Here is a 19216-nt window from a genome sequence, read left to right on the forward strand (position 1 = left end):
CCCCACTTTGCCCCGCTCACGCGGCGGGAAAGGTGCGCGGGAGGGGGTGCCTCAGGTCCTGGTGACGAGCTCCGCAAGGAGGGCGCGGGCGCCGGTGGTGCGGAGCATCTCGAGAGCGTGGAGGTAGGGCGTCGTGAACGCTTCGCGCTGGACCAGGTCGCCGAAGAGCTCCTCATCACGAAGGAAGGCGAGCGGGTCCTCGTCGTGGCGGGCGGCGGCGGCCATCACACGGTCGTGGAGGCGATCCACCACCGGCCACTCCTCACCGTTCTCTCCCGTGCCTTCTGCGTAGCGGGCCCAGGAGGCGACGATCGCGGCGGAGGCGGTGACGTCTCGACCAGCCTCGAGGTTCTCCCGGATCACAGGGACCAGCCAGGTGGGGATGCGGTCGGAGGACTCGGCGGCCAGGCGGGCCAGGGTGTCCTTGACCTCGCGGTTCGCGAAGCGGGCCATCAGCTCGTCCTTGTAGGCGTCCAGGTCGATGCCGGGCACCTCGGGAACGGCGGGCGTGCCCTCATGGTCCATGTAGAGGGTGCGGGTGAAGGGCGCGAGGTGTTCGTCGACCGCGGCCTCGTCGGCGTAGGTCTGGCCGAGCAGCAGGCCGAAGTAGGCGATGGCCTGATGGGAGCAGTTCAGCAGGCGCAGCTTCATCAGCTCGTAGGCCTCGACGTCCTCGACCATCTGCACGCCGGCCTCTTCATAGGCGGGGCGACCGGCAGGGAAGTGGTCCTCGAGCACCCACTGCACGAAGTCCTCGCTCACCACCGGCCAGGCATCCTCGATGCCGTAGTCGCTGGCGATCATCTCGATGTCCTCGGGCGCGGTGACCGGGGTGATGCGGTCGACCATGCAGTTGGGGAAGGCGACCTCGGACTCGAGCCAGTCGGCGATCGGGGCATCGCCATGCAGGCCGTTCTCGTCGCGGCGACGCGCATAGGCGAGGATCATGCGCTTGGCGAGGTCACCGTTGCCGCGCACGTTGTCGCAGGACATGACGGTGAACGGTGCGGTGCCAGCCTCGCGGCGGCGGCGCAGCGCTTCGACGACGAAGCCGAACATGGTGCGAGGGTGCCCGGCGGGGTGCGCGGGATCCGCCCCGGCACCATCCGCACCGTCCGCACCGTTCACAACGTCCGCACCGTCCGGACCGTTCGCACCGTTCACAACGTCCGCACCGTCCGGACCGTTCGCACCGTTCACAACGTCCGCACCGTCCGGACCGTTCGCACCGTCCGGGCCCGCCGCGGCGGCGCCCACGGCGGCGAAACCGGTGGAGAGGTCCGCGGCGACGGCCTCGGTCTCGTACTGGAACTGACCGGTGGAGGGGTTGTAGTTGTAGCCGCCCTCGGTGACGGTCAGCGAGACGATCCGCACCGCCGGGTCGGTCATCTGGGCGAGCACGGCCTCGGGGTCGTCGGGCGCGAAGAGGTACTTCGCGATGGAGCCGACGATGCGAGGGTCGCGGGCTCCGTCGGGCGCCTTGGTGACCAGCGTGTACAGCCCGTCCTGGGCGGTGAGCGCATCGCGCATCCGGGCGTCGCCCGGCAGCAGGCCCACGCCGCAGAGCGCCCAGTCGCGGTCCCGGCCGGCGTTCATCAGCCGGTCCAGGTACATGGCCTGGTGCGCGCGATGGAAGCCGCCGACGCCGAAGTGGACGATGCCGATGCGTCGCTCGTCAGGGGCATAGCTCGGCACCGCGACCTCGCCGCGAGTGCCGATCTCGGACAGGGTGGAGGCGTTCAGCGCGGTCATGGCTCATCCTTCGTCGGCGAGTGCGGTGGGAGTCCGACGATACACACCCCGTCGTCAAATGAGCAGACCTATCGCTCACCTGATCCGGGAGTGCGCCGTCCCGGGGCAGGTTCTCGCCACACAGTCGCGACCCCGGTCCCGCGCTCGCCACCCGCGTCCATACTCGCACCCGCGCCCGCCCCCGCACCCGCCGTCACAGTCGCGGCCGCAGCCACACCCATGCCCGACCCCGCACCCTCAGTCGAGCAGTGCGGCGACCTGGTCGGCGAGCTCCGGGGCGAGCACGATGTCGTCGACCAACCCGGAGCGTGCGGCGGCGATCACGGCTTCGGGTCGCCCGACCGCCGGTGCGGCCGCGATCACGCGAGCCCGGCGCAGCTGGTCGGCGCGGACCCCGATCACCCGATCCTCCATGGTGGAGTGCCAGACCGCGCCGCTGCCGTTCAGCAGGATTCCGCAGATCTCGGCGACCACCCCGGCGTCCTGTGCGCGCTGCTGCTCGTCGGGCCGCAGCCGTGCCCACAGGGTCGAGGCTCCGGCGGACCAGGCCCCGATCGACACCATCGCGACGTCGAGCGCGTCGGCCGCATCGAGGGCCGAACGGACCTCCTCCATCGACCGCAGCGAGGCTGCGACCTGCGGGGAGTCGACGATCAACGGGGTGGGCAGCGCCCAGACCTGCCCGCCGGTGTGCCGGCCGAGGGAGTGGACCAGCGCGGAGGACTGTGCGGTGGAGTAGCCGGGGGCGCTGAGCGGCCCGACCAGCTGGACGATGTCCGCCAGGGGCAGCACCCCGAGGGAATCGGGGAGGTGGAGCAGGGTGCGGGACCAGGCGACGCCGAGGCGACCGCCCTCCTGCAGGTGCAGCGGCAGCAGGCCGGCGACCTGTCGTGCGATCGCGGCGCGCATCGACTCCCCCGGGCGAGCGGAGGCGACGGTGACCGAGGAGATGCCGAGCTGCGCGGCGAGCGGGGCGTGATCGCGCCCGGCGGCCACCGGATCGACGACCTCAATGCGCACGATGCCCTCCGCGCGGGCCTCGTCGAGCAGGCGCGCGACCTGGAATCGGGAGAGGTCGTGGCGGCGGGCGAGCTCCACCTTGGAGACGCCGTCGAGATAGTGCTCGGTCGCCAGCGCGACCTTGAGGGAGCGGTCGTCGACCGCACTGCCGTCGGCCGCACGACCGCGGGCTGCGCCGCCGTCGGATGGATGGCGCCTGCCCGCAGCGTCACCACCCGCAACCCCCGCTCCAGCATCCGTTCCGGAGGGCTCCCTGGACCCCATGGCGACTCCTTCCGCACTCATCGCGCGACGAACATCTGTGCCCGCCCCTTGCTCAGTTGAGAGTATATGACTACGCTCACTCTCAGTTGAGCGTCTACAACTATCAAGTGAGGGTCGCGGCAGAGCTGTCGTGTGCTCTCTGCGCGACGCTCTCAGCGCGTCACCCAGCGCGAGACCGACATCGCTGTCGGTCGACCATGTCGGACACCGCCGGCCCCCGGCCCGAACCGCTCACAGGAGACCAGTCATGGGACCCCTCTCCCCCTCCCCTCACCCCCGCTCGGGGCTGAGCCTACCTCCAGGATCGCCGCCACCTCCGCGGGATCCCCGCACCCGCCAGCGTCCCCGCTCGCCGCAGACTTCCAGCGCACCGCAGCCCTTCCGCACGCTCCAGCCCAACCGTCGCAGCGTGCTCGGAGCAGGCCTCGCCGGGCTCGGTGCGGCAGGCCTCGCCGCCTGCGGCGCAGGCTCCGGCGGCAAGGAATCGCTCGTCGTCGCGATCGTCTCGAATCCGCAGATGCAGGACGCGATCAGCCTCATCGACCGCTTCACCGAGCAGCACCCCGACATCGACGTGCGCTTCGTGTCCCTGCCGGAGAACGAGGCGCGCGCGAAGATCACCGCGTCGGTCGCCTCCGGCGGCGGCGAGTTCGACGTCGTGATGATCTCCAACTATGAGACTCCGCTGTGGGCCGCCAACGGCTGGCTCACCGACCTCGAGCCCTATATCGCGAAGACCGACGGCTACCAGCCCGAGGACTTCATCCCCACGATCAAGGACGCCCTGACCGTGGACGGCGCCATGCACTCGGTGCCCTTCTATGGCGAGAGCGCGTTCCTCGTGTACCGCCAGGACCTCTTCGACGCGGCAGGGCTCGAGATGCCCGAGCGTCCCAGCTGGGACGAGCTGCAGGAGTTCGCCGAGGTCCTCCACGACCCCGACGCCGGCATGACGGGCCTCGCGCTGCGCGGGTTGGCCGGCTGGGGCGAGAACCTCGCCCCGATGAACACCGTCATCAACACCTTCGGCGGCCGCTGGTTCGACATGGACTGGGCCCCCGCCCTCGAGTCCGCCGAAGTGCGCGAGGCGGTGAGCACCTACGTCGACACGGTGCGCACCTTCGGCCAGCCCGGTGCCGCGACCTCCGGGTTCGGCGACTGCCTGAACCTGGTCAGCCAGGGCAACGCCGCCATGTGGTTCGACGCCACCTCGATGGTCTCCGGCATCGAGGACCCTCGGTCCTCGACCGTCGTCGGCAAGACCGGCTACGCCCTGGGACCCACCGAGCTCACCGACTCCACCAGCTGGCTGTACTCCTGGGCGCTGGCCATCCCGGAGACCAGCGAGAAGAAGGATGCGGCCTGGGAGTTCATCGCCTGGATGACCCATCCCGACTACTTCCAGCTGGTGGGCGAGGAGATCGGCTGGGAGGCGCTGCCGCCCGGCTCCCGGCTGTCCACCTACGAGATCCCCGAGTACGCGGAGCTCTCGAAGACCTACGCCGAGCCCACCCTGAACTCGATGGCGGCCGCCACCCAGGAGCAGTCCATGACCGAGGAGGTCCCCTACCCGGGCCTGCAGTTCGTGGGCATCCCCGAGTTCCAGGACCTCGGCACCCGCGTCGGCCAGCAGTTCTCCGCCGCGATCGCGGGCCAGAAGAGCGTCGACGAGGCGCTGAAGCAGTCCCAGGGCTTCGCCGAATCGGTCGCCCGCACCTACGGATGGGAAGGCTGAGCCATGTCGACCACCACCGATGCTCCCGTCGGCCGCGGACCCGACGCACCGCGCACCCCGTCGGCCGACGGACCCCGCACTCGCCCTTCCCAGGGCGGCGACTACTCCAAGGCCGAGGCCTGGCGGCGCCGACTGCCGCTGATGCCCGCGTTCCTGTTCGTGGTCGTCTGCACCCAGATCCCGTTCCTGCTGACGATCTGGTACTCCCTGCGCTCCCGCAACCTGCTGCGCCCCGAGGGCGAGAAGTTCGTGGGCCTGCGCAACTACCTCGACATCTTCGTCGACTCCACCTTCCGCACCGCGGCGCTGAACTCCATCCTGTTCACGCTGGGCTGTGTGGTCGTCTCGCTGCTGCTGGGGCTGGGGCTCGCGCTGCTGCTGGACCGGAAGTTCTTCGGCCGCGGCTTCATCCGCACGCTGCTGATCACGCCGTTCCTCATCATGCCGGTGGCCGGCGCGATGCTCTGGTCGATCTCGATGTTCGATCCGACGTACGGCCTGGTCAACTGGCTGATCGGGACGGTAGGGATCTCCCCGGTGGACTGGACCAGCCAGTTCCCGATGGTCTCGATCATCATCGCGCTGGTGTGGCAGTGGACGCCGTTCATGATGCTGCTGCTCCTGGCGGGCCTGCAGTCTCAGACCGGTGACGTGCTCGAGGCCGCCTCGATGGACGGGGCCAGTCCCTGGCAGACCTTCGTGCACATCACCCTGCCCCACCTGCGGTTCTACCTCGAGCTGTCGGTGCTGCTGGGCGCGATCTATGTCGTCAACACCTTCGACCAGATCTATCTGATGACGGCGGGCGGGCCCGGCACCGCCAGCGCCAACCTGCCGTTCTACATCTACCAGCGCGCGTTCCTCGGCTTCGACATCGGGCAGTCCGCCGCGATGGGCGTGGTCACCGTGATCGCCACGATCGTGATCGCCACCTTCGCGCTGCGCCTGATCTTCACGAGCATCAACTCCAAGGAGCAGTCATGAGCACCGCGACCGCCACCGCCGACGCCCCTCGGCACCCCGCTGCCCACCCTGCCCCTGCGGCCACATCGATCCGTCCCCGCCGTCCGAAGGGTCAGGTCAGCGGGCATCTGCTGTCCGTGCTGGCCTGGGCCGCCGGACTGATCTTCTTCGCCCCCGTGGCATGGATGGTGCTGACCAGCTTCAAGCAGGAGAGCCAGGCGGCCTCGAGCCCGCCCACCTTCTTCTTCACCCCGACGCTGGACCAGTACGCCTCGATCATCGGCACCTCCGGCGCCGGCTCGTACCTGCTGAACTCGGCGATCGCGACCGTCTGCTCGACACTGCTGGTGCTGGTGCTCGCAGTGCCCGCCGCCTATGCGGTGAGCATCCGCCCCGTGAAGCGCACCCAGGACTTCCTGTTCTTCTTCATCTCCACGAAAATGCTGCCGGTGGTCGCCGTGATCATGCCGATCTACGTGATCGCCGGGCAGCTGCGGATGCTCGACAACATCCTCACGCTGATCGTTCTGTACACGGCGATGAACCTGCCGATCGCGGTGTGGATGATGCGCTCGTTCTTCCTCGAAGTGCCCGGCGAGGTGCTCGAGGCGGCATCGATCGATGGGGCCTCGCTGATGCGCACCATGCGCACTGTGCTGCTGCCGATGGTCGCGCCGGGCGTGGCTGCCACCGCGCTGATCTGCGTGATCTTCGCGTGGAACGAGTTCTTCTTCGCCCTGAACCTCACGGCCGCGAACGCCGCGACGGTGCCGATCTTCCTGATGTCGACCATGACCTCGGAGGGGCAGTTCCTGGCCCGGCTCTCCGCCGCCTCGGTGCTCGCCTCGCTACCGGTGGTGCTGGCCGGCTGGATCGCGCAGAAGCAGCTGGTGCGCGGCCTGTCGATGGGCGCGGTGAAGTAGGTCGGGGCGCGCTCGGCGGGGCGGGCCACATCAGGGGGCATCGGTCCTGTGTCAGGCACCCGCCACGCGCCAGCGGGGCAAAGTAGGCGCCAGCGGGGCAAAGTAGGCGCAGCGAGGCAAAGTAGGCGCAGCGGGGCAAAGTAGGGGGAATAGCCGCATCTATTCGCCCACTTTGCCCCGCTGGCTGGGCGACGGAGCCGCGCGGCGGGGCGCGGGGCGGCGGAAGGGCGCGGGAGGCGATCCCGCTCGCTGAGCTGGGCGCCGCCACGCTCTACTCCCCCGGCACCTCGCGCTCGATCTCGGCCAGCCACGCCTTCGCCGTCACGTCGGACGGCATCCGCCAGTCGCCGCGCGGGGAGAGCGAGCCGCCGGCCAGCACCTTCGGGGCGTTGGGCAGGGCGGAGCGCTTGAACTGGTTGGCGAAGAAGCGGCGGATGAACACCGTCAGCCAGTGCTTGATCTCCTCGCGGGAGTAGGGGCGCTTGTCGGCATCGGAGTAGCCGGCCGGCCACTCTCCGGCGTCGACGTCGCCCCAGGCCTGATGGGCGAGGTAGGCGGTCTTGGCCGGGCCGTAGCCGCGGCGCAGCAGGTGGTAGAGGAAGAAGTCGTGCAGCGCATAGGGGCCGATCGAGCTCTCGGTGGACTGCGCCTTCTCACCCTCCCGCGCCGGGATCAGCTCGGGGGAGATCTCGGTCTCCAGCACCGCCTGCAGCACCCCGGAGGCGTCGTCGCCGAAGATCCCCTCGGCGACCACCCAGCGGATCAGGTGCTGGATGAGGGTCTTGGGCACGCCGGCGTTTACGCCGTAGTGGGACATGTGGTCGCCCACCCCGTACGTGCACCAGCCGAGCGCCAGCTCCGAGAGGTCGCCGGTGCCCACCACGATCCCGCCGTGGTGGTTCGCGAGGCGGAACAGGTAGTCGGTGCGCATACCGGCCTGGACGTTCTCGAAGGTCACGTCATAGACCTCCTCGCCCTCGGCATAAGGGTGGCCCATGTCCTTCAGCATCTGGGTGGCGGAAGGGCGGATGTCGATGGTCTCGAAGCTCGCACCGACGGCGCGCGAGAGCAGCTCGGCGTTGGAGCGGGTGTGCTCGGTGGTCGCGAAGCCGGGCATCGTATAGGTGAGGATCTCGGAGCGGTCGCGGCCCAGCAGATCCATGGCGCGTGCGCACACCAGCAGCGCGTGCGTGGAGTCCAGGCCGCCGGAGACGCCGAGCACCGGCTTCGTGCCGCCGGGCTTGTCGCCGCCGATCGCGCTCAGCCGACGCACCAGCCCCGCGACCTGGATCGAGAACGCCTCATAGCAGTCCTGGGCCAGTCGCGCCGGGTCGTCGGGCACGAAGGGGAAGCGGTCCAGCTTGCGGCGCAGCGGCCCGGTCGCGGGGCGGCCGACGGGACGGGAGTCCTCATCATCGTCCCAGGCGTCGAAGGAGATCTCGTCGGCCACGACGTCCGCCGAGGAGGTCGCGAGCATCCCGTCCTCGCGAAGGGCGCCGGGCTCGTCAGCCACCCCGGCCCCGTCAGCCGCTTCCACTCCGAACAGGAGCTGTGCACGGTTGCCGGTGTACTCCTTCAGGCGTTCGGCGTGGATGCGCCGATTGTCGTCGAAGGTGTTCATGCGGCGCCGCTCGGCCACGACCCGGGTGAGGTCGATGTCTGCGATGGTGGCGCGCGGGCCCTGCGGGAAACGCTCGGTCTCGCCCAGCAGGTCACCGCATTCGTAGATGAAGGTCTGCCCATCCCAGGCGAGGTCGGTGGTGGACTCCCCTTCCCCGGCGGCGGCGTAGATGTACGCGGCCTGGGTGCGGGCGGACGCAGAGCGGGCCATCAGCTTGCGCTCGTCGGCCCGGCCGATGGTGATCGGCGAGCCGGACAGGTTCGCGATCACGGTCGCGCCGGCGAGCGCGGCCTCGGCCGACGGCGGGATCGGCACCCACATGTCCTCGCAGATCTCCACGAACAGGCTCAGGCCCGGCACGTCGGGCACCTCGATCAGCTGGTGCGGGGTGAGCTGATGCTCCGTCCGGCCGATGCGCACGTTCTCCCAGCAGACGTCGTCCCCCGGGGCGTACCAGCGTCGCTCGTAGAACTCGCGGTAGGTGGGCAGGTGCTGCTTGGCCTGGATGCCCACGATCTCCCCGCGATGGATGGTGATCGCGGCGTTCACCACGCGGTGGCGGGAGGGGACCCGCAGCGGGGCGCCGAGCACGATGATCGGCATCAGCTCACGGCTGGCCTCGACCACGGCGAGGATCGCCTGCTCGGCGGCGTCCAGCAGCGGCTCCTGCAGCACCAGGTCCTCCAGCGAGTACCCGGTCAGCGACAGCTCGGGGAACACCGCGAGCCCCACCTGCTGCGCGTGCAGGTCCCGCAGCACCTCGAGGTGGCGCTCGGCATTGGTGGCGGGGTCGGCGAGCGCGACCGGGAGGGTGACGGCGGCGGCGCGCAGGAAGCCGTGGTCGTAGATCGAGGCATGGGGGTCCGAGGGATCCTCATGGGTGATCGTGGGCAGCGCGCGGTCCAGGCGGTGGTCACGGTCCGGAGCGGCCGGTACATGCCCGCCGGGCACCGGGGCCGATGCCGCGGCCGCTTCATGGTGAGCCGGCGCGGACCTCGGCGGCTCGTTCTGGCCGGGCGGCCGTGACCGGTCCTGGCCGGAGGGCTGCGGGACTGCGGACTGCGACGCGGAGCTCATGGAGCCGAGCGTAATGGAGCCTCGTCGCACCGCGCTGATCTGCGTCCGTTCGGTCGGGTCGGAGCAGTGGTGGGTGTGGCGGTGCCGGCGCTGTCCACGTGCCCGCGCGACGCGCCGTCGCCGTGCTCACCTGCTATACGTTGACCCGATGCATCTACGCACGGCTCAGCACCCGGAGGGAGCGGCATGACCTCTCGCAGACCCCTGCTGGGTTGGCTGCTGATCGCCCCCAGCCTGATCGGTGTGACCGCGTTCCTGATCCTGCCGGTGCTGCTCGCCTTCGTCGTGTCCCTGTTCCGCTGGGACCTTCTGGGCACTCGCCGGTTCATCGGGCTGGAGAACTATCAGGCGCTCTTCTCGGACGGCGCGCTGGCGAACTCGTTGCTGGTCACCGGGATCTTCACCCTGATCTCGGTGCCGATCTCGCTCGCGCTGGGCTTGATCCTCGCGACCCAGCTGGTGCGCGCACTGCCCGGCTCGGCGATCGTGCGGGTGATCGTGGTGATTCCTTGGGTGTGCGCGCCGCTCGCGCTGGGCGTGGTGTGGAAGTGGATCTTCCAGCCGTCGGTCGGTGCGCTGAACCAGATCCTGGGTGTGCGGATCGAGTGGCTGACCGACCCCGCGCTCGCCCTGCCCGCGGTCGCCTTCGTCGCGATCTGGCAGAACGTCGGCTACATCTCGCTGTTCTTCCAGGCCGGGCTCACCCGCATTCCGGAATCGATCTATGAGGCCGCCCGCATCGACGGTGCCGGTCCCGCCCAGCAGCTGTGGTTCATGACCATCCCGTTGCTGCGGCCCACCACGTTCTTCCTCGCCGTCACGCAGGTGGTGGCGAGCTTCCAGGTGTTCGACATGGTCTTCGCCCTCACCGGCGGCGGCCCTCAGCACCGCACCGAGGTGATCGCCTCGCTGATCTACAACGAAGCTTTCGTCTCCAGCCGCCTGGGTCGCGCGAGCGCGGTCGCGGTGATCCTGTTCCTCCTGCTGGTGGTGATCACGGTGGCCCAGCAGCGCTGGTTCTCCCGCCGCATCACCTACGACATGAGCTGAGAGGAGCCGACCAGATGACCACACCGCACAGCACACCGGGTACGTCCGAGCCGCGCCCCGCGAGCGCCAGCCCCACGGCCGACAGGTCGCTGGCAGGCGCCTCCAACGCCCTTGCTCCTGCCTCCGGCGCCGCTGCGGCCGACGGGCGCAGCCCGGCCCGTCGGCCGCGCCGCCTGACCGGCTCGCTGCTCGCGCGACGCCTGCTCGGCCATGGCGTCACCTATCTGGTGCTCGCCGTCGCCGCCGTGCTGACGATCGGCCCGTTCCTGTTCTCCGTGCTGACCGCGTTCACCTCGACCCGGCAGTTCGCGCAGGAAGGTCCGCTGTCGATCCCGGCACCAGCGGTGCTGGAGAACTTCATCGGGCTGTTCACCTCGCCCGACGGCTTCGTGACCCCGGTGGTGGTCACCGTGCAGATGGTCGCGGTGATCCTGGTGGGCCAGATGGTGTTCTCGGTGCTCGCCGCCTATGCCTTCGCCCAGCTCCGCTTCCCCGGCCGTGACCTGCTGTTCTGGGTGTACATCGCCACGCTCATGGTGCCGCAGGTGGTCGTGGTGGTGCCGCTGTATCTGATGATGAGCGAGGTGGGGCTGCGCAACACGTTCTGGGCGCTGATCCTCCCCTTCGTGCTCGGCTCCCCCTACGCGATCTTCCTGCTGCGCGAGAACTTCCGCGGCGTGCCCAGCGAGCTGATGGACGCGATGCGGATCGACGGCGCGGGCACCCTGCGCCTGCTGTGGCACCTGGTGGTGCCGCTGAACCGGCCGATCATCGTCACCCTGGTGCTGATCACCGTGGTCACCCACTGGAACAACTTCATGTGGCCGATGGTGATCACCTCCGGCCCGGAGTGGCGGGTGATCACCGTGGCGACCTCCGCGCTGCAATCCCAGTACAACAACAACTGGACGCTGGTCATGGCGGGCACCACGCTCGCGATGCTGCCGCTGGTGATCCTGATGATCGTGTTCCAGAAGCAGATCACCCGCTCGGTGGGCGACGCGACGCTGCGCTGAGGCCAGGCGCCGCTGCGGTGAGGGGGCGGCATCGCACCCGCGCGCCCACGCCCACGCCCACGCCCACGCCCACGATCTGATCCCGCCAGCGGGGCAAAGTAGGGGGAATCGGGGCACCTATCGCCCCACTTTGCCCCGCTCACCGCATACTCGCCCCGTGAGCAACCCCCGCCCCCGCGCACCACGGCACCGGTGTCACGCGGGGACATACGCCGCTCCATCACCTGCCCGGATGGCCGATACTGGGATCACTCGTGTTCCCGGAAGGACATCACATGCTGAACCGTCGTACCCTCCTCTCCTCCCTCGCCGCCGCCGGCCTGCTCACCACCGCGGCGGCCTGCTCCCCCTCCAGCGACAGCGGCGATACCCGCGATGACGGCGCGGCCGGCAGCGGCGCGAGCGACGGGGGCGGCAGCACCGGCGGGGACAAGGGTTCGCTGACCTTCCGGCTGTGGGATGAGAATGCCGTGGCCGCGTATGAGGAGTCGTTCCAGGCCTTCACCGCCGAGAGCGGATGGAATGTGAAGATCGACGTGGTGCCGTGGGCCGATTACTGGACGCGTCTGCCGCTCGATGTGGCCAGTGGTGACGCGGCGGACGTGTACTGGATGAACTCCGCGAACTACATCCAGTTCAAGGATTCCGACGCGCTGCTGGACATCAACGAGGTCATCCCAGACGGTGCCGCCCAGTGGGAGAAGTCCGTGGTGGACCTCTACACCCGTGACGGCGGGCTGTGGGGCGTGCCGCAGATCTGGGACTCGATCGCCCTGTTCTACAACAAGGCCCTGGTCGAGGAGGCGGGTGTGGATCCGTCGGCCCTCGCCTTCGATCCCTCCGCGGAGACCGACTCGCTGCGCGACGCTGGCAAGGCGCTGACCGTGGACGGCGCCGGCAAGCACCCGGGCGAGGACGGCTTCGACGCCGACTCCCGTGAGCAGTTCGGCTTCAACTCGCAGGCGGACCGCCAGGCGATCATCGGCCCGATGCTCGCTTCGAACGGCGCCGAGTGGCAGAAGGATGACCAGTACACCTTCGCCTCCCCCGAGGGCATCGAGGCGTTCCAGTACATGGCCGACCTCATCAACGTGGAGAACGTGGCCCCCAGCGCCGCGGACACCAACGAGAACGGTGACTTCACCCGCGATCTGTTCACCCAGGGCAAGCTCGGCCTGTTCCAGTCCGGCCCCTACAACCTGCTGGCTATCTCCGACGGCGTCGCCGACTCGTTCGAGTGGGCGCTCGCCGCGCCGGTGGCCGGCCCGGCAGGTGCGAAGTCCCTGGTGCATGGCGTGGTCGCGGTGGGCAACGCGCAGGCCGACGAGGAGCAGCAGGCCGGCATCACCGAGCTGCTGACCTGGCTGGGCAGCAAGGACGGCCAGCTCCCGCTCGCCGAGAAGGGCGTCTCCTTCCCCGGCCATGTGGAGGCGCAGGACGCCTTCATCGCGTTCTGGGACGAGAAGGGCGTGGACGTCAGCATCTTCGTGGATGCCGCGAAGGACGCCGCCGAGGCTGATACCGGTGCCCGCGCGAACGCCGGCCTCACCGCCGCGATCCCGGTCTTCCAGGAAGTCTTCATCGGCCGCCTCACCGCCGAGGAGGGCATCCCGCAGGCGCAGGAGGAAGGCAACGCCGCCATGGCGGAGTGAGCCCGCTGGCTCAGCCGGGCCGACGGTCCGGCTGAGCCGGCAGTCGGGCAGTCGAGCTGGATCGGTGTCCCGGCTCGTTCGACGGCCCGGCAGTCCGCCAGTCCGGCAGTCCGGCAGTCCGGCAGGGCCATTGAGGTGCCCGGCACGTCCTGGGCGTCGTCGAGTACGGGCGCTGGAGCGCACGCTGCGGAAATATGACCAGAGCGTGCTCCCTGGCGCCCGTACTCGACGCTCAGTTCCGGAAGACCCTTCACCAGTCCCCCACGATCTGCGCCCGCAATATGCCCGGGAAGTCCCGCCCGCGCTGGGGTCCGCCGTGCCAGTCTGTACGCATGACGCACAGCACACCCCCGGCCGGGGGCGCGGGCCGGGGCCCGCAGGGAGAACAGGGCCGGCACGGGGAACAGGGGCCGCAGGGGGCATCGAGCATGCCCGGTGGCTACGACCACTGGCCGATCCAGCCCGACGGCCCAGGCCAGAGCACTCCAGGCCCGAGCACTCCCGCCCGCAACTCTCCGACCTCGGACGGTCCGGCACAGAACGGTTCGGCGCAGGACGGTCCGGCACAGAACGGTTCGGCACAGAACGGTCGAGCCCCGCACGGGATTCCGCCGAACCGACCGCCCCACGCCGGCTCGACGCAGAGCGAACCGCTCCACGCCGGCCCGACGCCGAACGGCCCGTCGGCGTCCGGTCTGCAGTCCTATCCCGGCCGCCCCACGAGCTACGGCGCACCCTCCCCGGCGCCCGCCCACCGCACCGACCTCGCCGCCGGCTCTGCTCCGGGGATCGTGGCCGAGCATGTGAGCCGCGCCTTCGGCCGCGTGCAGGCGGTGCATGACCTGAGCTTCACCGCGCCACGTGGAGCCGTGACCGCGCTGGTGGGCCCCAACGGCTGCGGCAAGTCGACCCTGATGCTGATGCTCGCCTCGCTGCTGGCGCCGCAGTCCGGCCGGGTGCTGATCAACGGCGTGGACCCGTCGGTCGATTCACCGACGGTGCGCGCGAGCGTGGGCTGGATGCCGGACCAGTTCGGGGCGTGGGACTCGCTGCGGGTGGCAGAAGTGCTCGAGGTGATGGGTCGGGCCTACTTCCTGCCCGGGGCGGAGCTGCGGCAGCGGGTCGATGAGCTGCTGGAGCTCCTGGATCTCGCCTCCCTCGCGCAGCAGCCCGCCCACGTGCTCTCCCGGGGGCAGAAGCAGCGCCTGGGCCTGGCCCGGGCGCTCATCCATGGCCCCTCGGTGCTGATCCTCGATGAGCCCGCCTCCGGGCTCGATCCGGCCTCGCGACGGCGCCTGCTGCGGGTGGTCCGTTCGCTCGCGGCGGCGGGAACAACGGTGCTGGTCTCCAGCCACATCCTCACCGAGCTCGAGGAGATGGCCGATCACGTGGTGTTCATGGATTCCGGCCGGGTGGTGGACGCCTCGAGCGTGCGCGATCTGGCCGCTCGTCCGCGCCCGTGGCGGATCAGCTCGCTGGATCTGCAGGCGCTCGCCGCAGCGCTCAGCCTCCTCGGGGTGCGCCACCGCGGGGTGCTCGGCCCGGATCGCACCACCAGCGGTCATGCAGAGGTGATCGTGCAGCTGCCCGATGAGGCCACTGCCGCCCGCCTGCTGGCCGACCTCACCACTGCGAGCGCCCAGGTCATCGAATTCGGACCGGCGACCGGGCGGCTCGAAGCCGCCTATCTCGCCTCCGATGCCGCCCACCGTGAAGGAGCCCTGTGATGAGCGTGCCCACCTCCGCCCCCGGGCAGCCCCCGCTCGGCGGCCCGGCGCCGGCCGGCCCGCGCCGCCCGCTGAACGGCATCCTGACTCTGCGTCCGCGAGGGCTGTGGCTGGTCACCTCGCTCGAGCTGCGTCAGCGGATCCGTTCGGTGCGCTGGTATGTTGCGCTCGCGGTGTGGACTCTGGTGCTGCTCGGGATCGGCGGGCTGGGGCTCGCACCGACGCTGTACACCGCGCAGTGGGACTCCCTCGAGCCGGTCGCTGCGGTGATCTTCAGCCTGCAGGTCATCCTGGTGCTGTTCGCGATGCTGCTGGTGGTGCCGGCGCTGTCCGCCGGGTCGATCAACGGCGACCGCACCGCCGGCACCCTCGCGACGCTCCAGGCGAGCCTGCTCAGCCCGGTGGAGATCGTCCTCGGCAAGCTGCTGGCCGGCTTCCTCACCGGCCTCGCCTTCCTGGTGCTGGCCCTGCCCTCGATCGTGCCGATCGCGGTGCTGGGCGGGATCAGCTTCTTCTACTTCGTGCGCATCGTGCTGGTCATCGCACTGCTCACGCTGTGCGTGACCGCGGTGGGACTCGGCCTGTCTGCGGTGACGAACCGGCAGCTGGGCTCCGTGGTGCTGGCCTATGTGATCGTGTTCGGCGTGTCCGTGGTGCTGCCGATCACCTGGGGCTCCACGGCGATCTTCCTGCAGCAGGACCGCGAGGTGACGACGTACCACTCCACCACCGAAGTGGCCGCGGGGACGAGCGTGCCCCGGTGCGTGGCGGAGCAGGACACCGTCAGCCTCCCGCGCATCGATCTGACGATGCCGCTGCTGTGGGGCAACCCCGTGGTGCTGCTGGCCGAGGCGTCACCCACGCTGCCGACGGACTGGAGCGAGGATGAGCAGAACGCCGACGTGCTGCGACTGGTCAAGATGGGAATGCGCGGAGCCGCCACCATCGTGCATCCCGCGCACAACAACTTCTGCGAATCAGGCCAGGAGGGCTATCCCGAAGAGCTCGCCGAGGTGCCGAACCGGCCGCTCTGGCCGATGGGGCTGACGCTGTGGATGCTCGCGGGCGGCGCCTCGCTCGCACTGGCGACCTGGAGGCTCGCGATACCGATCAAGCACCTGGGCAGCGGGACCCGGATCGCCTGAGGCCGCGCCTCCGTCGGCCCGTCGGTCGCAGCAACCGGGCCTCCCGCGCCGCCCGCAGCACCCGCAGCACCCGCAGCACCCGCAGCACCCGCAGCGGCCTACTGCTCCCGCAGCCCGGTGACGGAATCGGGGATGCCGTGTCGCGGCGGAACCTCGCCACCGCTGGCCTGTCCGTGGGCCTGCCCGCCGCCGGTGAAGCTCGAGCCTTCACCGCCGAAGTCCGGGAGGGTCCCGCTGGCGAGGTCCGCCTGGCGCACGGCGGTGTCCTTCGCGCCGGGCTCGGAGTCATCGACCCAGAGCCGCTCCCCGGCGGCGTCGAGGTCGAAGATCTCCAGCGTGTGGTCGCCGCCCGCGGCCTGCAGCCGCTTGCGCAGTGCGGCCCGCACGGCGGGGTCCTTGGCGCGATCCGCGCGGGTGCCGATGTCCGGGGCGACCAGCGCATACGGGGACTCCCTGCGCACATAGTCCCCGGCCTGGCCATAGAGCAGATCTCGCAGCCCGTGACGCATGGCGGAGGCAGCGGCCAGGCCCAGCAGGGGCACCAGCACCAGCGCTCCGGTCACGATCCACACCCAGCTGAGGGCGGTCGCGACCTGCACCACCTGCAGGAGCACGGCGAGCAGGACGGCGCCCAGCAGGCCCCAGCCGGCGCTGATCCAGCCGGTCAGTCCCGCCACTCGCGCCTCCCACGGGTTCACCCGGGCGCGGTGGTTCCAGTCCTCGTAGGTGCGCTGGTCCTTGACCTGGTCGCGCTGCCCTTCAGAGAGCATCATCGCGACCCCGGGGGTGAGGGCGAGGCCGAGCAGCACCACCGCGGCGACCGGCAACATGAGCAGCAGCTGCAGGAGGGGCAGCGAAGAGCCTGCCTCCACGAGATCCATCGTGGTGAAGCCTACGATCACGGTGACCATGTCCGTGATCCCGAAGATGAGCCAGCCGAGCCCGGCGGCGGCCGGGATCACCCAGGTCAGGCTCGCCCGGAGCAGCAGCGCCAGCGTGATCCCCGCACCGCGCAGGGTGAAGGCGGCGCTGGCCGCGTCGGTCCCGGGGTTCGGCGGCAGGTGCCGACGATCCTGGACCAGGACCTGCTTGGCGGCATTGCGCCGCTCTTCCGGGTCCGGGCCGATGCGGGCAGTGGTGCGCAGCGCCTCGGCATCGGGAACCCCCAGCAGCTTCTGCGCGGTGACCGTGCGACGCACCAGCACCCCGCCGAGCTGCAGGGCGAGGATCGCCAGGCACAGGGAGGACAGCGGACCGGCGCCGAGACCGGTCCACGGCTGCGGCGCACCCAGGAGCACCGCGACCGGCAGGGCGGCCACCACGAGCAGCGGCGGGAGCATCAGCACCGCCGTCACCCGCGTTGCCACGGCCCGCTGGAACTCCTTCTCGCTGAGGAAGCGGCGCGGCTGGAGTCCGGCGATCAGGCTGGGGGCCAGGGGGACCAGCGCCAGGCTGAGCAGGGTCGCCGCAGCGGGGACCAGCAGCGCCGCGGTGCCCAGTCCGGCGCTGGTGAATCCCAGATCGATCAGTGCCGCCCGCAGAAAGGTGGGTTCCGCGAGGGCGGAGAGCAGCGAGAGCATCCAGAACGTCGGCGACGCGCCGAGGACATACAGCGCGAGCAGCACGTACCAGAGCCCGAGCAGCACCAGGGCGGGGGCCCAGATGATGCGCAGCAGCCGCTTCCGGATCGCTCCCTTGGACTCTGCGATGATCTCGCCGGGCGGGGTGAGGTGGGTGGTTTCGCGTGGCAGCCGGTGGGGCGCCGGCAGGTCCTTCAGCGGCGGCAGCGAGCGGCTGTACGGCGAGGTCATCGGGGCTCCTGGCAGGCCTCAGACGGCGCGGCGGCCCAGGAAGGCGCGGCCCAGCGTCATCTCGTCGGCGTAGTCGAGGTCGCCGCCCACCGGCAGGCCGGAGGCGAGGCGGGTGACCGTGAGGTCGAGGGGGCTCAGCAGGCGGGAGAGATAGGCGGAGGTGGCCTCGCCCTCGATGTTCGGATCCAGCGCCAGGATGACCTCCGTGGTCTCCCCCGACCCGAGCCTGCTCATCAGCTGGGTGATCCGCAGATCGTTCGGGCCTACCCCGCCGATCGGGTCGATCGCGCCGCCGAGCACGTGATAGCGGCCCTTGAACTCGCGGATCTTCTCGATCGCGACGATGTCTTTGGACTCCTCGACCACACAGATGATCTCTCCGCTGCGGCGGGGGTCCGAGCAGATGCGGCACTCCTCCTCGGCAGAGACGTTCCCGCAGATCTCACAGAAGCGCACGGTGTCCTTGACCTTGACCAGCACCTCCGCAAGTCGGCGCACAGCAGCATCGTCGGCGTCCAGCAGATGGAATGCGATCCGCTGCGCCGACTTGGGGCCGATGCCCGGCAGCCTGCCGAGCTCGTCGATGAGGTCCTGAACAATGCCTTCGTACACAGGCCCAACTGTAGTTCCCAGGGCCGACGGGCGGTCCCTCGGGGTGACCCACCCGCCACCGGCCCGGGTCGGCAGCCCCTCGAGCGGCAGCTTCCCAGCTCTCGGAGTGGCGGTGCCCAGGCAGGGGCGGTACGGTCAGCGTCGGGTCGTCGCGCGCTTGCACGGCCCTTTGTCGACTCTGAACAGGACCAGGATCGATGTCCTCGATGCCCTACCCCTACGACTCCGCAGAGCCTGCCTCCGTCTGTCAGGTGGCGCAGGCCCCGGAGGTCCCCACCGCTGTGGTGTCGAAGCGGGACTTCCCGATGTACGAGATGCCCACTCTGATGGACGGCACCTTCTCGCATCTGGTCGAGGTGCTGGAAGCCGCGGGGCTGCACCCGATCGGCCCCGCCTTCGCCCTGCATCACCGCGCGCCGGTCGCGACCAGCGATCTCGAGGTGGGCTTCCCCCTCGACGCGCCCCTGACCGAGACGCTCTCCCTGCCCAGCGGCTATGAGGTGACCGGGTCGGTGCTGCCGGCGGGCCGCGTCGGCTGGATCTCCCATATCGGCGGCTACGGCGGGCTGGCGGAGAAGTGGGGGGAGTTCACGGAGCACATCGGCGAGTCCGAGGAGCAGATGACGTACCCCTTCTGGGAGTTCTACGTGACGCCCCCGTCCCCGGAGATGAACCCGGCACGGCTGCGCACCGATCTGTTCAGCCTGCTCGAGCCGCGCGACGTCTGAGCCTCGGTTCCCACCGCCGCCGGCGGGTGGGGGGCGGTCTTCGTCCCCCAGCTGACGTGCTCGGGCCGACGGCGATCAGTGCTTTCGACGATCAGTGCTTGCGCCGGCCGGTCTTCCGAA

Annotated in this window: 14 protein-coding genes; 9 read left to right on the forward strand and 5 right to left on the reverse strand. The window is 70.1% G+C overall.

All coding sequences use genetic code 11. The features are described from left to right. Nucleotides 1-51: 51 nt before the first annotated feature. Both ABD893_RS00280 and ABD893_RS00285 read right to left on the reverse strand, forming a co-directional pair. On the reverse strand, nt 52-1752 hold the full coding sequence (locus tag ABD893_RS00280; protein WP_345075478.1) for a mannitol dehydrogenase family protein: 1701 nt from the start codon (nt 1750-1752) through the stop codon (nt 52-54). A gap of 237 nt (nt 1753-1989) precedes the next feature. Continuing rightward, entirely contained in the window at nt 1990-3036 is a 1047-nt protein-coding gene (locus ABD893_RS00285; RefSeq protein WP_345075479.1) for a sugar-binding transcriptional regulator, read from the reverse strand. A 409-nt stretch (nt 3037-3445) separates the two neighbouring features. Between ABD893_RS00285 and ABD893_RS00290 the strand changes: the two genes are divergently transcribed. Genes ABD893_RS00290 through ABD893_RS00300 form a run of 3 tightly spaced genes read left to right on the forward strand, consistent with a single transcriptional unit; the run spans nt 3446 to nt 6657 of the window. After that, on the forward strand, nt 3446-4771 hold the full coding sequence (locus ABD893_RS00290) for an ABC transporter substrate-binding protein (RefSeq protein WP_345075480.1): 1326 nt from the start codon (nt 3446-3448) through the stop codon (nt 4769-4771). 3 nt (nt 4772-4774) lie between these two features. Beyond that, nucleotides 4775-5755 (forward strand): carbohydrate ABC transporter permease, encoded by a 981-nt coding sequence (locus tag ABD893_RS00295; RefSeq protein WP_345075481.1) that lies wholly within the window; start codon nt 4775-4777, stop codon nt 5753-5755. Further along, nucleotides 5752-6657, forward strand: a complete 906-nt coding sequence (locus ABD893_RS00300; RefSeq protein ID WP_345075482.1) for a carbohydrate ABC transporter permease — start codon at nt 5752-5754, stop codon at nt 6655-6657. The genes ABD893_RS00295 and ABD893_RS00300 overlap by 4 nt, the downstream gene beginning before the upstream one ends. Nucleotides 6658-6928: 271 nt before the next feature. Here the strand turns inward: ABD893_RS00300 and ABD893_RS00305 are convergent, their stop codons facing one another. Further along, nucleotides 6929-9355 (reverse strand): NAD(+) synthase, encoded by a 2427-nt coding sequence (locus tag ABD893_RS00305; protein WP_345075483.1) that lies wholly within the window; start codon nt 9353-9355, stop codon nt 6929-6931. Between the two features lie 186 nt (nt 9356-9541). On the opposite strand from ABD893_RS00305, the gene ABD893_RS00310 reads away from it, so the two are divergent. The 5 genes from ABD893_RS00310 (at nt 9542) to ABD893_RS00330 (ending at nt 15945) form a co-directional block, all read left to right on the forward strand. Next, on the forward strand, nt 9542-10405 hold the full coding sequence (locus ABD893_RS00310) for a carbohydrate ABC transporter permease (RefSeq protein ID WP_345075484.1): 864 nt from the start codon (nt 9542-9544) through the stop codon (nt 10403-10405). Between the two features lie 14 nt (nt 10406-10419). Beyond that, a complete protein-coding gene (locus ABD893_RS00315; RefSeq protein ID WP_345075485.1) occupies nt 10420-11421 on the forward strand; it encodes a carbohydrate ABC transporter permease in 1002 nt (333 codons plus the stop codon). A gap of 275 nt (nt 11422-11696) precedes the next feature. Continuing rightward, nucleotides 11697-13073, forward strand: coding sequence for an extracellular solute-binding protein (locus ABD893_RS00320; protein WP_345075486.1), 1377 nt, complete (start codon nt 11697-11699; stop codon nt 13071-13073). 332 nt (nt 13074-13405) lie between these two features. Beyond that, complete coding sequence (locus ABD893_RS00325) at nt 13406-14800, forward strand: ABC transporter ATP-binding protein (RefSeq protein ID WP_345075487.1); 1395 nt, start codon at nt 13406-13408, stop codon at nt 14798-14800. Further along, nucleotides 14800-15945: an ABC transporter permease gene (locus ABD893_RS00330; RefSeq protein ID WP_345075488.1), complete on the forward strand. Its 1146-nt coding sequence runs from the start codon at nt 14800-14802 to the stop codon at nt 15943-15945. Before ABD893_RS00325 ends, ABD893_RS00330 begins: the two co-directional genes overlap by 1 nt. 98 nt (nt 15946-16043) lie before the next feature. On the opposite strand, the gene ABD893_RS00335 is transcribed toward ABD893_RS00330, so the two are convergent. Further along, entirely contained in the window at nt 16044-17756 is a 1713-nt protein-coding gene (locus ABD893_RS00335) for a hypothetical protein (RefSeq protein WP_345075489.1), read from the reverse strand. Between the two features lie 18 nt (nt 17757-17774). Then, entirely contained in the window at nt 17775-18368 is a 594-nt protein-coding gene (gene recR, locus ABD893_RS00340) for a recombination mediator RecR (RefSeq protein ID WP_345075490.1), read from the reverse strand. A gap of 197 nt (nt 18369-18565) precedes the next feature. Between recR and ABD893_RS00345 the strand changes: the two genes are divergently transcribed. Next, on the forward strand, nt 18566-19096 hold the full coding sequence (locus ABD893_RS00345; RefSeq protein WP_345075491.1) for a GyrI-like domain-containing protein: 531 nt from the start codon (nt 18566-18568) through the stop codon (nt 19094-19096). Nucleotides 19097-19216: the final 120 nt, after the last annotated feature.

Origin of the sequence: Brachybacterium paraconglomeratum, from assembly GCF_039541415.1 — a bacterium.
In the GTDB taxonomy this organism is placed as follows: Bacteria; Actinomycetota; Actinomycetes; order Actinomycetales; family Dermabacteraceae; genus Brachybacterium; species Brachybacterium paraconglomeratum_A.